Source organism: Kribbella sp. DT2 (assembly GCF_049844575.1).
Taxonomy (GTDB): Bacteria; Actinomycetota; Actinomycetes; order Propionibacteriales; family Kribbellaceae; genus Kribbella.
On the sequence record NZ_JBNCLH010000002.1, the window covers coordinates 395,162 to 409,462 of the forward strand.

General features: G+C 69.4%; 12 protein-coding genes. 8 read left to right on the forward strand and 4 right to left on the reverse strand.

Features of this window, described 5'->3' with window-relative positions:
- Positions 1-51: 51 nt before the first annotated feature.
- Together ACLQ2O_RS10690 and ACLQ2O_RS10695 are read right to left on the reverse strand one after the other, a co-directional pair.
- Positions 52-1,263, reverse strand: a complete 1,212-nt coding sequence (locus ACLQ2O_RS10690) for an epoxide hydrolase family protein (RefSeq protein WP_425829846.1) — start codon at positions 1,261-1,263, stop codon at positions 52-54.
- Positions 1,260-1,706 (reverse strand): MarR family winged helix-turn-helix transcriptional regulator, encoded by a 447-nt coding sequence (locus tag ACLQ2O_RS10695; RefSeq protein WP_425829848.1) that lies wholly within the window; start codon positions 1,704-1,706, stop codon positions 1,260-1,262. The genes ACLQ2O_RS10690 and ACLQ2O_RS10695 overlap by 4 nt, the downstream gene beginning before the upstream one ends.
- A gap of 713 nt (positions 1,707-2,419) precedes the next feature.
- Between ACLQ2O_RS10695 and ACLQ2O_RS10700 the strand changes: the two genes are divergently transcribed.
- A complete protein-coding gene (locus ACLQ2O_RS10700; RefSeq protein ID WP_425829850.1) occupies positions 2,420-3,004 on the forward strand; it encodes a hypothetical protein in 585 nt (194 codons plus the stop codon).
- Between the two features lie 21 nt (positions 3,005-3,025).
- Here the strand turns inward: ACLQ2O_RS10700 and ACLQ2O_RS10705 are convergent, their stop codons facing one another.
- On the reverse strand, positions 3,026-3,904 hold the full coding sequence (locus ACLQ2O_RS10705) for an AraC family transcriptional regulator (RefSeq protein ID WP_425829852.1): 879 nt from the start codon (positions 3,902-3,904) through the stop codon (positions 3,026-3,028).
- A gap of 133 nt (positions 3,905-4,037) precedes the next feature.
- On the opposite strand from ACLQ2O_RS10705, the gene ACLQ2O_RS10710 reads away from it, so the two are divergent.
- On the forward strand, positions 4,038-5,111 hold the full coding sequence (locus ACLQ2O_RS10710) for an aldo/keto reductase (RefSeq protein WP_425829854.1): 1,074 nt from the start codon (positions 4,038-4,040) through the stop codon (positions 5,109-5,111).
- Between the two features lie 32 nt (positions 5,112-5,143).
- Here ACLQ2O_RS10710 and ACLQ2O_RS10715 read toward each other — a convergent pair whose 3' ends face one another.
- Positions 5,144-6,667: a lectin gene (locus tag ACLQ2O_RS10715; RefSeq protein ID WP_425829856.1), complete on the reverse strand. Its 1,524-nt coding sequence runs from the start codon at positions 6,665-6,667 to the stop codon at positions 5,144-5,146.
- A 214-nt stretch (positions 6,668-6,881) separates the two neighbouring features.
- Here ACLQ2O_RS10715 and ACLQ2O_RS10720 point away from each other — a divergent pair, with 214 nt between their 5' ends.
- The 6 genes from ACLQ2O_RS10720 to xylA are packed head-to-tail and all read left to right on the forward strand — an operon-like array spanning position 6,882 to position 14,247.
- Positions 6,882-8,162 carry an ROK family protein gene (locus ACLQ2O_RS10720; protein WP_425829858.1) on the forward strand — a complete coding sequence of 427 codons (1,281 nt, stop codon included), beginning with the start codon at positions 6,882-6,884 and terminating at the stop codon, positions 8,160-8,162.
- Positions 8,163-8,200: 38 nt separating this feature from the next.
- Complete coding sequence (locus ACLQ2O_RS10725) at positions 8,201-9,709, forward strand: sugar ABC transporter ATP-binding protein (RefSeq protein WP_425829860.1); 1,509 nt, start codon at positions 8,201-8,203, stop codon at positions 9,707-9,709.
- A complete protein-coding gene (locus ACLQ2O_RS10730) occupies positions 9,709-10,812 on the forward strand; it encodes an ABC transporter permease (RefSeq protein ID WP_425829862.1) in 1,104 nt (367 codons plus the stop codon). Before ACLQ2O_RS10725 ends, ACLQ2O_RS10730 begins: the two co-directional genes overlap by 1 nt.
- A gap of 44 nt (positions 10,813-10,856) precedes the next feature.
- On the forward strand, positions 10,857-11,909 hold the full coding sequence (locus ACLQ2O_RS10735; protein ID WP_425829864.1) for a substrate-binding domain-containing protein: 1,053 nt from the start codon (positions 10,857-10,859) through the stop codon (positions 11,907-11,909).
- Positions 11,910-11,926: 17 nt separating this feature from the next.
- The gene (locus tag ACLQ2O_RS10740; RefSeq protein ID WP_425829866.1) at positions 11,927-13,090 is read left to right on the forward strand and encodes a Gfo/Idh/MocA family protein; all 1,164 of its coding nucleotides are present in this window, start codon (positions 11,927-11,929) and stop codon (positions 13,088-13,090) included.
- The gene (gene xylA / locus ACLQ2O_RS10745) at positions 13,087-14,247 is read left to right on the forward strand and encodes a xylose isomerase (protein ID WP_425829868.1); all 1,161 of its coding nucleotides are present in this window, start codon (positions 13,087-13,089) and stop codon (positions 14,245-14,247) included. The genes ACLQ2O_RS10740 and xylA overlap by 4 nt, the downstream gene beginning before the upstream one ends.
- Positions 14,248-14,301: the final 54 nt, after the last annotated feature.

The window sequence follows — 14,301 nt, forward strand, 5'->3', positions numbered from 1 at the left end:
CACCGACCGACGCCGTCATCCGGCGTCGGTCGGTGCCTCAGGCAACTTCATTCAGCGAAGATCCCGGAACGTCCGGCGTACGTCGTCGGTCCACTCGACCGGGATCTCCCACGGGATGAAGTGCCCGCCCCGTGGATGGCACGTGACGTTGGTGTGGTTGTACCAAGCTGCCCGATCACCATTCAGGAAATTCGCGACGCGCTCTGCAGCGGAATGAACGCCGGGTGGGTTCTCGTAGTTCACGAACGTGATCCCAGTCGGCGCCTCGACGACCGGCCAGCGGTCGTGGGAGGGCTTCCACGGGTAGCGGTTGTTGTTGGCGTACGTCCGGATCGACGTCTCGATCGCGTTGCCGGCCCAGAAGATCGTCGCGTGGGTGAGCAGTTCGTCCTTCGTGAACACGTTCTCCACGTCGCCGTTGTCGTCGGACCACTTGTCCCAGCGCTCCAACAGCCACGCGAGCAGGCCGGCGGGGGAGTCGGCCAGTCCGAAGGCGAGCGTCGACGGCGCGAGCATGTGCGCGGACAGGTGCACCGCGAACTGTCGTTCCACCGAGAGAATCCGCTCCCGGATCTCCAGCGATACGCCGTCGGGGATCGCCCGCCCGCCGGTGATGTCCCACGCGCGCTCGCCCTCGAAGAACGTCAGCTTCAACGCCGACCCGATGTGGATCCCGTACAGCTCGTCGGCGTACTTGTGCCCGAGCTGCCCGGTGACCAACGCGCCCACGTCGTTCCCCGCGGCCGCGTACCGCTCGTAGCCCAGTACGTCGGTCATCAGCGTGTGCCACACGTCGGCGATCTTCCAGAAGTTCATGTCCGGCTGCTGCAGCGGCGTCGAGAACCCGAAGCCGGGCAGCGACGGCACGATCACGTCGAAGGCGTCCGCCGGATCACCTCCGTACGCCGCCGGGTCGGCCAGCCGGTCGATCACCTTCGACCAGTGCCAGAACGTCCACGGCCAGCCGTGGCTCAGGATCAGCGGCACCGGCCGCGGCCCGACGCCCGCCTTGCGCAGGAAGTGCACCGGTACGCCGCCGACGTCGACCCGGTAGTTCTCGTAGCTGTTGATCGCGCTCTCTGCCGCTCTCCAGTCGAACGAATCGGCCCAGTACGCGACCAGCTCTTGCAGGTCAGTACGCCGTACGCCGTACCGGCCGTCCTCGTTGCCCTCGTCGAGCGGCCATTTCGTGGCCCGCAGCCGGGCGCGGAGATCGTCGAGCACCTCGTCGGTGACATGGATCGGGGTCGGTTCCAGGGTCATGGATTCCTCACAGGATCGGCGGCGATCTCGGTCAGGCGTTTCAGCACCCGCGCGGAGTCGCTCAGGAGAGCGCGGTCTTCGTCGTTCAGCTGGTCCACCAGCTCGGCCAGGCGTTCGACACGGCTGACGCGGCGGGAGGCGACGATTGCCTGCCCGGCGTCGGTGAGCGAGAGCAGCACCGCCCGTCCGTCCCGCGGGTCCCGGGCACGGGCGATCAGGCCGTCGCGTTCGAGCTTCGCGACCAGGCTGGTGAGGGCCGGCTGCTTGAGCTGCTCGGTGGCGGTCAGGTCGGTCAGCCGCAGCGGCCCCTGGCGCGCGAGCGTGTGCAGGACGGACAGCGTGGAGAAGTTGAACCGGCGGACCGAGGGCAGCCGGATGAAGATCGTGGTGAAGTCCTCGATCGCGGTGGTCAGGTCGTCGAGATCGGGCGTCGGTTCCGGCACGGCAGAACCATATCAATTTTCGATGTAACTCCAAGGGGTTAAATCAACCAACGGTTTCGCTGCGTGTAGTTACCGACACGTGCTGACGGCAAGTGTTAAGCCCACGTTGGGAATTCCCCTGTCGCGATTGCCTCCTGAGCGCCGCGGGCATCTCTTCACCTGGACGAGGTGTCTGTCGCGCCAACGCGGTGCCGGCGGGTCGCACCGACTGGGGTCGTTGCTCTGCGCAAGGCTTGTTCAGCCCTGTGTGACGCTCGGTGATTTGCTCTGGTCGCACCCCCTGCGGGCATGGCACCATCGGCCACCGGGGAGTCACGTCATCAGGGGGCGGCGGAATGGCGAGAGCCAAGCGAGCGAACCGCGGCGACACCGAGCGGTCGCGCTGGTCGAACGGTACGGCGGACGCCGGCCACCGGGAAGAACCCGGCTGGGGCGCGCAGGTCGTGCAAGCCCGTCCGAACGGCGCCGGTGCCCCGGCGTACGGCTTCGGCGGACCCAACGGAGCAAGCGGACCCAACGGCCCAGGCGGCCCCAACGGCCCAGGCGGACCAAGCGGACCCAACGGCCCAGGCGGCCCCAACGGACCAGCACCAGGCGCCGCCACGACCACCACCGGCCAGCCGACCGCCGAACGCACCCCGGCTGAGCCGTCAACGACGGACGAGCCCACCAAAGCAAAGCCCGCCCCAGCGAGAACAGGTGAGACCACCGCAGTGAGCACGGTTGAGAAGGCCCCCGTGGGCCCGGGTGAGCCAGGCGCGGGCGGCTGGCAGCAGCAAGCCGCGAACGCCCGCCCGATGACGGTGGCCCCTCGCCAGGCAGGATTCGGTACGCCGGTCCGCGTGGACGAGATCGCTCTCGCGGCGAAAGCGCTCTCCGAAGATCTCCTCGCCGCGACCCAGGGCATGCCCGAATCAGTCGCGTCCCGTCAGCTCCGGCGGGATCTCGACAACGCCGTCGAGACGTTCCGCGCGGTGGCCAGCGAGCTGCAGTCAACAGCCGGCAGCCTGGTCCGCCTGGCAGCGAGCGAAGGCCAGGTCTGCGGCGTGACGTGGGGCGTGTGTCCCGACCACGGCCTCACGCTGATGAACGTCGGCGAGGTCGCGACCTGTCACGTGCTCGGCTGCCACCACGAGCAGCAGGGCCCGGCCGAGCAGTGCGCGCAACCCGTTGCCTACAAGGTCGTCGACGTCGCCGGCCCGGCGCTGTTCACCTGCGCCGGCCACGCCATCGCCTGCCGTCTGCACCTCGACGGCGCCGTCATCACGCTGGCGACGGACAGCCTCGAGCTCCTCTGAGCCGGCACTACCAACGCACAGCTACTCCTGCACGATTGTCATCGTCTGCAGCCGTACGGCGTCCTGCCCCGGCGGGGCGCCGTACATCCGCCGGTACTCACGGCTGAACTGCGACGGATTGTCGTAGCCGACCGCGTACCCCACCGAAGCCACGTCGTGCGGCGCCGCCAGCAGCGCCAGCCGGGCCTTCTGCAACCGGATCTGCTTCTGGTACTGCAGCGGGCTCATCGCCGTCACCGCCCGGAAGTGCCGGTTCAGCGAGGACACGCTGGTCCCCACGTCCGAGGCCAGGTCCGCGATCCGGATCACCCGGTCGGATCGCTCCCTGATCCACGCGATCGCCCGCGCGACCAGCGCCAGCCGGCTGTCCGCCGTACCGGCCTGGCGGATCAGGGCGGCCTGCGGACCGTTCAGCAGCCACCAGTGGATCTCCCGCCGTACGCCGGCCGCCAGCACCTGCCGGTCCCGCGGTGAGTCCAGCAGCCGCGTCAAGCGGACCAGGGCGTCGAGCAACCGGTCGTCCGCGGCGCTGACCGCCATCCCCGGCCCGTCGTGCGGCCGAATGGTGGTCGGTCCGCCGTCGACGAGGAGCTGCGCGATCGTCGTCGGTTCGAGTCGCAGCCCGAGCGCGAGGAAGGGTGCCTTGATGATGTGCCCGGTCAGTGGCAGGTCGACGGTCACCACCGCGACCTGACCGGGCCCGTGCTCGAAGGTGTGCTCGCCGAGCACCGTTCGTTTGACGCCCTGGACGACGAGCGTGAGCATCGGCTCGGAGACCGTGATCATCGGGTCGGTCACCCGGCCCGAGGCGAACACCAGCACACTGCCGATCCACCGCGGCTTCTGGTTGCTTCCGGCAAGCGCCTCGACCCGGCGGCCGAGCTCGCGCAACTGGTCCATGCTCCCAGTCAAGCACGCCGGCCCAACCCGAAGTTGAGCCGATCGTGCAACCGATCGCCCCCATCGGTCTAGGAGACGCCGCCAAGGAGCGATCCACTGGAGGCATCCCCGAAAACCCCTGGAGGCCCGCACCATGTCCCTCGATTCCTACCGCACCCTCGGCCGCTCCGGCCTGCGGGTCAGCCCGCTGACGCTGGGCACGATGACCTTCGGCGACGACTGGGGCTGGGGCAGCAGCCCCGAGGAGTCCACGAAGATCCTCGCGACGTACCTGGACCGCGGCGGGAACTCGGTCGACACCGCGAACCTCTACACCAACGGCCACTCCGAGCAGATCATCGGCGACCACCTGCACGGCCGGTCGTCGCTGCGGGACCGCGTCGTCCTCGGGACCAAGTTCTTCGGCAACCTGTACCCCAAGGACCCGAACGGCGGCGGCCCCGGCCGTAAGGCGATCGTGCAACAGCTGGAGAACTCGCTCCGCCGTCTGCGGACCGACTACGTCGACCTCTACTGGCTGCACAACTTCGACCCGGCCACGCCGGTCGAGGAGACCCTGCGGGCCCTCGACGACCTGGTTGCCGCAGGCAAGATCCGGTACGTCGGCTTCTCCGACGTCCCGGCCTGGGCGACCGCCGAGGCGGCCACGATCGCCCGGCTGCGCGGCTGGTCCCCGATCATCGCGCTCCAGCTGGAGTACTCGCTGCTCGAGCGGACCGCCGAGGGCGAGCTGATCCCGATGGCGGCGGCGCTCGGCATGGGCGTGATGCCGTGGTCGCCGCTCAAGGGCGGCTTCCTGTCCGGCAAGTACTCCAGCACCGGCGCCGCCGACGTCGACACCACCCGCGGCAACACGCCGAGCGCGGCGGACTACGTCGTGATCGACGCCCTCAACGCCGTCGCAGCCGAAGCCGGTACGACGGCCGCCAAGATCGCGCTCTCCTGGCTGGCCGGGCGACCCGGCGTCACCTCGACGGTGATCGGCGCCCGCCGGATGGACCAGTTCGAGACCAACCTCGGCGCGCTGGAGATCACGCTCACCGACCAGCAGCGGGCGACGCTGGACGAGGTCTCGGCCCCGACGCTGAACTTCCCCGCCGAGAACAACAGGCTGCTCGCCCCGACCATCCAGTTCGCCGGCGCCACGGTCGACGGCCGCACCACCGCGACGAACCAGTTGCTCGAGGCAAGCGACACCCGCTACTGAGAGCCCCGGCCCTCAGAGGCCCGCAGAGGGCCTCAGGTGATCCGGCAGGACGTCAGCTGGTCGTTCGCGTTCGGCGAGAGCGTCGTGAAGTTCGCCGTGTTCGCCGACCAGGTCCACGACTGCCCGGTAAAGTTGTCCCCGGAGTACGCCGTGACCGTCCACCCGGACGGGACCCGCACCGACGACGCCCAGTTGTCCTGGACGCCGGCCGCCTGCAGCTGCGCGCGCGTGTAATTGCCCTTGGCAAGCACAGCTCCAGCGGCGCCCAGGTAGTCGACGTGCTCGAAGAACACCACCCCGCCCGTCCCCTGCGCGGGCATCGGCTGCGTCGGCCGGTTCGGGGTCAGGGCGATCTGCCCCTTGAACATCCGCCCGCCGTCGTTGGTCAGCCGCAGGTAGTAGTCCGAGGAGCACGCCGTACCGTCCTCGTCGAGCGCCCGGATCCCCGACCCGCTGGGGACGAAGGCCGAGCTCTCCGCGGTCTTGCCGATCTGGTTGCCCTCGTTGTACTCGTCGAACATCGAGATGTACATGCCCTGCACGCCGACCCGGGTCAGGTTGTAGAACTGGCGCCACATCAGGTCGCCGTGCCGCCGGTGCCCGGACTGCAGATCGCCCGGGATCACGCACGGCTGATAATCGATCCCAAACGCGTTGCAGTCGGCCTGGTCCTGCTGGTTGACGTTGTTGTAGTAGTGATCCGCGCCCGCGACGTCGCTGATCCGGCCGACCATCCACGGCGACAGCATGTTGAACGCGTGGTAGACGTCCAGGTACCCGGCCCGCGAGTCCTCGACGCCGCGGCGCCAGTGCGTCGGCACGCCACCGATCACGTAGCAGCCCTGCGCCTTGAACCAGTTCACGACGTCCAGGCAGACCGACGCCGGCCACGCCTTGTTCGCCTCGTTGAAGCCGAAGCCCCAGATGCAGACGACCGGCTTCCCGTTCTGCCGCGCGTACGCCGGTGACGACGTGTACGCGCGCATCTTGTCGATCCAGTCCTGCTTCATCTCCGACTGCATGTTCTGCCACGCGGTCGCGTCGTACATGATGTAGAACTTCCGCCCGTACTGCTCGGCGGCCTGGCGCACCTTCGCCGCCATCGCGTCGCGGGTCGGGCCCTCGCCCCCGAACGGGTTGAACCGCTGCAGCGCCGCGGTGTCGCAGCCGTTCTGCTGCATCCACTGGAAGTGCGTGTTCACCGTCTGCTGGTCGTACGACGAGAACAGCTTCGCGGGCTGGCCGTTGCCGAGGTTCGCGTACGCCGTCTGGTACGTCGCCGTGTAGTCGCGGACGTCCGGCCAGCTGCCGAGGGCGTTGTTGCCCGGCGAGGGCGGCTGGCCCCAGTTGCTGCTCCAGTGCCACCAGCCGTTGATCGGGGCGCCGTCGCCGGCGCAGGCGAACCAGCCCTGGTAGCCGACGGTGATCTTGCCGACCACGTCGCCGGGCGGGCTGGCCAGCGGGCCGGCGGAGGCGGACAGGGCGGTTCCTGCCGAAGTGGCGGTGGCCGCTGCGGCCGCGGAAGCGGCCAGGAAGGTACGTCGTGTGAGTGCCATGTGTGCAGGCTCCTGGTGGGGGCGGGACAGGACTGCGGAGAGAGTGGCCGCAAAATATCAACAATCAGATGAAAGACCAAGACCGAAATCTCTTGGACCTGACATCTTGACGCCGCGTGACGCTGTACTTAGTTTGTTGGCTCAACAGACAAAGTCTGTGACCGGCGTCACAACGCCGGCCGTTCTCCTGTCGGGGGAGAAGGGGTGGGGGTCTGTGACGCTGACCGACGGCAGTCGGCCGGGCGGTGGTGTGGTTGCCGCCGACCACGTTTCGCTGCGCCGCAACAACCTCTCGGTCGTGCTCCGGCACGTCCGCTCCGCGGGTCCGAAGTCACGGGCCCGGATCGCCGCCGACACCGGCCTGAACAAGGCCACCGTCTCCAGCCTGGTCGCCGAGCTCGTCGAGCGTGGTCTGCTCCGGGACGGCCGCGCCGAGTCCGAGCGCGGCGCCCTCGGTCGCCCTGGGCAACTGGTCGAGCTCGACGGCAGCGCGGTCTGCGGCGTCGGCGCGGAGATCAACGTCGACTACCTCGCGGTCACCGCGCTCGACCTCAGCGGCGACACCGTCATCGAACGCCGCGTCCCCCTCGATGTCGCCCACCTCGACCCCGGTACGACGCTCGACCACCTGGCCGAGCTCGTGCAGGAAGCCGTGACCGCGGTCGACACGCGGGGCGGTCAGACCGCCGGGGTGACGCTGGCGGCGCCGGGTCTGGTGCAGAGCACGACCGGTTCGCTCAAGCTCGCGCCGAACCTCGGCTGGGGCGAGCTGGAGATCGTCGACGAGATGCGTGAGCGGCTCGGCGGTCCGGCGTACGCCGTGCGCGTGGACAACGAGGCGAACCTGGCCGCCCTGGCGGCGTACTCGGAACTGCGCAAGGACGCCGGGAGCAAGGTCGAGGACATCGTGCTGCTGACCGGCGCAATCGGTGTCGGTGGCGGCATGGTCGCCGGCGGGCACCTGCTGCGCGGCGGCCGCGGCTTCAGCGGCGAGGTCGGGCACATGCCGGTCGCGCCGGCCGGGGGGATCTGCGGCTGCGGGCGCACCGGGTGCTGGGAGACCGTGGTCGGTCTGACCGCGTTGCTCAACAAGGCGACCGACGCCGACGACCCGGTCCGCGACCCGTCGCTGGACGTCGAGCAGCGCCTGGCCGAGATCACCCGCAGGGCCGAGGCCGGGGGAGCGCGGACGCTGCGCGCGCTCGCGGACGTCGGGACCTGGCTGGGCATCGGCGGCGCGATCCTGGTGAACATCCTGAACCCGGACGTGCTCGTGCTCGGCGGCTACTTCGCCGTCCTCGGCCCCTGGCTGAAGGAACCGCTGGAGAACGCGATCCGCGACCGCGTGATCGCGCCCGACGGTGGCGGCTGCCGGGTCGTGCAGTCCGAGCTCGGCTTCACCGCGGCCGTGCGCGGCGGGGCGCAGATCTCGCTCGACCAGGTGTTCCTCGACCCGACCCTGATCGGCCGCGACGCCACCGGAGTCGCGCAATGAGCAGTCAGAACAGCGGGACCAGCAGGAAAGGTGGAGGGGTGGCTGACGAAGAACTGTTGCGGATGACCGGGATCGTCAAGGAGTTTCCCGGCGTCCGGGCGCTGGACGGCGTCGATCTCGACGTACGGCGGGGCGAGGTGCACTGCCTGCTCGGCCAGAACGGCGCCGGCAAGTCGACGCTGATCCGCGTGCTGACCGGCGCGCACCAGCCGGACGAAGGCACGATCGTTGTCAATGGCAACGAGGTCGCGCTGAACAGCCCGACCGCCGCGATCGATCTCGGCATCGCCGCGATCTACCAGGAGCTCGACCTGGTGCCCGACCTGACCGTCGCCGAGAACGTGTTCCTCGGCCACGAGCCGGCCCGGTTCGGGCTGACCCGGCGGCACGAGACCAACACCAAAGCGCGCGAGCTGCTCAAGGGGCTCGGTCACGGCGAGATCCCGGTCGGCCGTACGGTCGGACTGCTCCCGGCCGCCGGCCAGCAGGTCGTCAGCATGGCCAGGGCGCTGTCCCGTGACGCCCAGCTGATCGTGATGGACGAGCCGTCCGCGGTGCTCGACTCCGAAGAGGTCGGCAACCTGTTCCGCGTGATCCGCGACCTGACGTCGCGCGGCGTCGCGGTCATCTACATCTCGCACCGGCTGGAGGAGATCCGCGAGATCGGCGACCGGGTCACCGTGCTCAAGGACGGCGCCACCGTCGCCACCGGCCTGGACGCGCGCGAGACGCCGACGTCCGAGCTGATCCGCCTGATGACCGGCCGCTCGATCGAGTACGTCTTCCCGCCCCGCGCCGAGCTCGCCAAGGACGCGCAGACCGTGCTCGAGGTGACCGGTCTGTCGAGGCCGCGCGAGTTCGAGGACATCGGCTTCGAGGTCAAGGCCGGCGAGATCCTCGGCTTCGCCGGGCTGGTCGGATCGGGCCGTTCCGAAGTACTGGAGACCGTGTACGGCGCTCGCAAGGCCGCCACCGGTGAGGTCCGCGTCGACGGCGTCACGCTGCGCCCGGGCCGGGTCCAGGCGGCGGTCAAGGCCGGTGTCGGACTGGCGCCCGAGGAGCGCAAGAGCCAGGCGCTGCTGCTCGACGAGGCGGTCTACAAGAACATCACGGTCTCCACCATGCAGCGGTTCGCCAGTGGCGGGTTCCTCAACGGGCACGCCGAGAAGAAGGCGGCCGAGGAGTTGACCAAGGCGCTCGACGTACGGCCGCCCGGCGTCGAGCACCCGGTCCGCAACCTGTCCGGCGGCAACCAGCAGAAGGTCGTCCTGGCCCGCTGGCTGTTGCGCGACTGCCGGGTGCTGCTGCTCGACGAGCCGACCCGCGGGGTCGACGTCGGCGCGCGGTCGGAGATCTACGCCCTGGTGCGCAAGCTGGCCGCGAGCGGGGTCGCGATCGTGCTGGTCTCCAGCGAGGTCGAGGAGGTGCTCGGTCTGGCCGACCGGGTCGTGGTGATGCGGGAGGGGCGGGCCGTGCACACCGGGCCCGCGCAAGACATCGACGAGCACCAGGTACTGGACCTGGTGATGGAAGGAAGTGCCGTGTGATGAGTGAGGAAGTCGCACGACCGGACAAGGCAACAGGAGAGAAGATGCAGGACACCGTGCCGACGGGAGGGGTCGAGACCACCGCGTCCACCCAGTCCACCACCCGCCAGCCCGGCGCGCCCCGCAACGGCGGGGGAGCGGCGAGCGTCCTGCGCTCGGGCATGGGCCGCAACGTCGGCCTGGTCGTCGCTCTGGTGCTGCTGTGCATCGTCGGCGTCGCCACCGCCGGCGACACCTTCGCCACCGGAGCCAACGTGCTCACGATCCTGCGGCTGGCCGCGGTGGTCGGTGTGGTCAGCATCGGCATGACCTTCGTCATCACCGGCGGCGGTATCGACCTGTCGGTCGGCGCGATGCTCGCGCTGGCCTCGGTCTGGGCGACCACCCTGGCCACCCAGCAGATGGCCGCCGACTACGGCGTGATCTTCATGGTCTCGACGGCGCTCCTGGTCGGTGCCGCCTGCGGCCTGGTCAACGGCCTGCTCGTTGCCTACGGCAAGATCGTGCCGTTCATCGCGACGCTGGCGATGCTGGCCGGAGCGCGCGGTCTGGCCGAGATCATCTCCGACCGCAAGACCCAGATCATCACCGTCAACCCGTTCCTGGACCTCTTCGGCGGCTCGTTCCTCGGCGTCCCGGTGCTGGTGTGGATGTTCGTGATCGTCGCCGCGCTCGGCTGGGTGCTGCTCAACCGGACCACGTTCGGCCGCCGGACGTTCGCTGTCGGCGGCAACGCCGAGGCCGCCCGCCTGGCGGGCATCAAGGTCCAGCGTCACACCGTTGCCCTCTACGTCCTCGCGGGCCTGTGCTGCGGCATCGCCGCCGTCATGCTGATGGCCCGTACGACGACCGGCAGCTCGACCCACGGCCAGCTGTACGAGCTGGACGCGATCGCGGCGGTGGTGATCGGCGGCACCCTGCTGTCCGGTGGCCGCGGCACGATCGTCGGCACCGTGTTCGGCGTCCTGATCTTCACGACGCTGAACAACGTCTTCACCCTGAACAACCTGAGCATCTCCGCGCAGTCGGTGGCGAAGGGCCTGATCATCGTGATCGCGGTCCTCCTCCAGCAGCGCCTGGCCGCCCGCGCCACCACCCCATGAGTTTCGTAACCCCTGTAGAGCAGTTCGCACATTGGAGGACGATGATGTCCGCACGACCCGCGCGGTTCCTGAAGGTTGCCGGTATCGCCGGCCTGAGCTCGCTGGCGCTGATCGCCTGCACCAGCAACACCCCGGAGGCCGAGAAGACCTCCGACACCGGTGCCACCCAGGCGGTCGCCGGTGGCAAGAACGACGAACCGGGCAAGAAGGTCAAGATCGGCTTCTCCGCGCCGGCCGCCGACCACGGCTGGATGGGCGCGATCACCAAGGCCACCCAGGCCGAGGCGAAGAAGTTCTCCGACGTCGAGCTGATCGTGGCCGAGGGCACCAACGACGTGAACCTGCAGATCAGCCAGGTGGAGACCTTCATCAACCAGAAGGTCGACGCGATCGTGCTGCTGCCGTTCGACGGCGCCGCGCTGACCGCGGTCGCGACCAAGGCGATGGACGCCGGTATCACCGTGGTCAACGTCGACCGCGAGTTCGGCACCACGTTCGCCGCCCGGACCACCGTGCTCGGTGACAACAAGGGCATGGGCGTCTCGGCCGGCACGTACATCTGCCAGGAGCTGAAGGGCAAGCCCGACGCGGTGGTCGCCGAGATCGCCGGCATCGACTCGCTGCCGCTGACCCAGGCGCGCAGCCAGGGCTTCAAGGAGGCGCTCGCGGACTGCGGCCTGAAGGTCAGCAACCGCGTCCCGGCCGAGTTCACCGTCGAGTCCGGTGAGAAGGCCGCCGCGAACCTGCTCCAGGCCGCGCCGAAGATCGACGCGATCTGGAACCACGACGACGACCAGGGCGTCGGCGTGCTGGCCGCGATCAAGAACTCCGGCCGTAAGGAGTTCTTCATGGTCGGCGGCGCCGGCTCGGCGAACGTGATGCGCGACATCAAGGCCGGCAACACGGTGATGCGGGCGACCGTCATCTACCCGTCCACCCAGGGCGCCGACGGCGTCCGGCTGGCTCGCCTGCTGGTGCAGAAGAAGTCGCTCGGTGACCTGGTCGAGGTCGAGGTCCCGCGCACCGTCCAGCTGTACGCGCCGGTCGTCACCAAGGACAACGTGGACCAGTACCTGCCGTCCGCCTTCGAGAGCTGAGAAAGGGAACACACGGTATGACGAACCTGGGCATCGGCCTGATCGGCTACGCCTTCATGGGGGCCGCCCACTCGCAGGCCTGGCGCAACGCACCGCGCTTCTTCGACCTGCCGCTGCACCCGGACCTCAACGTCCTGTGCGGCCGCAACGCCGAAGCGGTGCAGGCGGCCGCAGGCAAGCTCGGCTGGAGCACGACCGAGACCGACTGGCGCACTCTGCTGCAGCGTGACGACGTCCAGCTGGTCGACGTCTGTACGCCGGGCGACAGCCACGCCGAGATCGCGATCGCCGCGCTCGAGGCCGGCAAGCACGTGCTGTGCGAGAAGCCCCTGGCCAACACCGTCGCGGAAGCCGAGGCGATGGCCGCCGCGGCCGAGAAGGCGGCGGCCAGTGGGATCAGGTCGATGGTCGGGTTCACCTACCGGCGGGTCCCGGCGATCGCGCTGGCCCGCAAACTCGTGGCCGAGGGCAAGCTCGGCACGGTCCGGCACGTCCGGGCGCAGTACCTGCAGGACTGGATCGCCGATCCCGAGGCGCCGTTGTCGTGGCGCCTCGACAAGGAGAAGGCCGGCTCCGGCGCGCTCGGTGACATCGGCGCGCACATCGTCGACCTGACCCAGTTCATCACCGGCGACCGGATCGCCGAGGTCAGCGGCCGGCTGGAGACGTTCGTCAAGGAGCGCCCGAAGGCCGAGGCGCACAGCGGTCTGTCCGGTACGGCGAGCGCCGAGCGCGGACCGGTCACCGTGGACGACGCGGCGGTGTTCATCGCGAACTTCCGCGGCGGGGCGCTCGGTGTCTTCGAGGCGACCCGGTTCGCCACCGGCCGCAAGAACGCGATCCGGATCGAGATCAACGGGTCGTCGGGCAGTCTGGCCTTCGACTTCGAGGACATGAACGTCCTCCACTACTACGACGCGACCGAGGATGCCGAGACCGCCGGTTTCCGCCGCATCCTCGCGACCGAGCCCGTGCACCCGTACGTCGCCGCCTGGTGGCCGCCCGGTCACCTGCTCGGCTACGAGCACGGCTTCACCCACCAAGTGGTCGACCTGGTCACGGCGATTGCCGAGGGCAAGGACCCGGAGCCGTCGTTCGCCGACGGCCTCCAGGTCCAGCGTGTCCTCGCGGCCGTGGAAGACAGCTCGGCCTCCCGACAATGGCAGGAGATTCCCGCATGAACGCGTATACCCCCAGCAAGGCCGACAAGTTCTCGTTCGGTCTGTGGACGGTGGGCTGGGAAGGAGTCGACGTCTTCGGTACGGCGGTGCGCGCGCCGCTCGACCCGGTGCTCGCGGTCGAGAAGCTGGCCGAGCTCGGCGCGGCCGCCGTCTCCTTCCACGACGACGACCTGGTCCCGGACGACGCGCAGCGCCAGGCGGTGCTCGCCCGGTTCGGCAAGGCACTGGCCGACACCGGCCTGGTCGTCGAGATGGCCACCACGAACCTGTTCGCCCATCCGGTCTTCAAGGACGGCGGCCTGACCGCCAACGACCGTGACGTGCGGCGGTACGCGCTGGCCAAGATCCTGCGCAACGTCGACCTGGCCGCCGAGCTCGGCGCCACGACGTACGTGCTGTGGGGCGGCCGCGAAGGTGCGGAGTCCGGCGGCTCGAAGGACGTCCGGTCCGCGATGGACCGGTACAAGGAGTCGATGGACCTGCTCACGTCGTACGTGCGTGACCAGGGCTACGACCTGCGGTTCGCGCTGGAGCCGAAGCCGAACGAGCCGCGCGGCGACATCCTGCTGCCGACGATCGGGCACGCGATCGCGTTCATCAACGATCTCGAGCACCCCGAGCTGGTCGGCATCAACCCCGAGGTCGGGCACGAGCAGATGGCCGGCCTGAACTACGCGCACGGCATCGCCCAGGCGCTGTGGCACGGCAAGCTGTTCCACATCGACCTGAACGGGCAGCACGGTCCGCGGTTCGACCAGGACCTGCGCTTCGGCGCCGGCAACCTGCGCGAGGCGTTCTGGACCGTCGACGTCCTGCAGGGCGCGGAAGGGCAGCCCGGGTACGACGGCTACGTGCACTTCGACTACAAGCCGCCGCGCACCGAGGACCTGGAAGGCGTCTGGGAGACCGCGCGCGGCTGTATGCGCAACTACCTGATCCTCCGCGAGAAGGTGGCCGCGTTCCGGGCCGACCCGGAGGTCCAGGAAGCCCTGGCCGTCGCCCGGGTCGCGGACCTGTCCCAGCCGACGCTCGGCGCGGGCGAGTCCCTCGACGAGCTGCGCAAGGCGACGTACGACCCGGAGGCTCTGGCCGCTCGCGGCCTGGGCTTCGAGAAGCTCGACCAGCTGGCGATGGACCACCTGCTCGGAGTCCGCTGACCCACAAGACGCACGTCCCGCAGTAGCTGAACCGCAACACCAGGGCCGACGCCC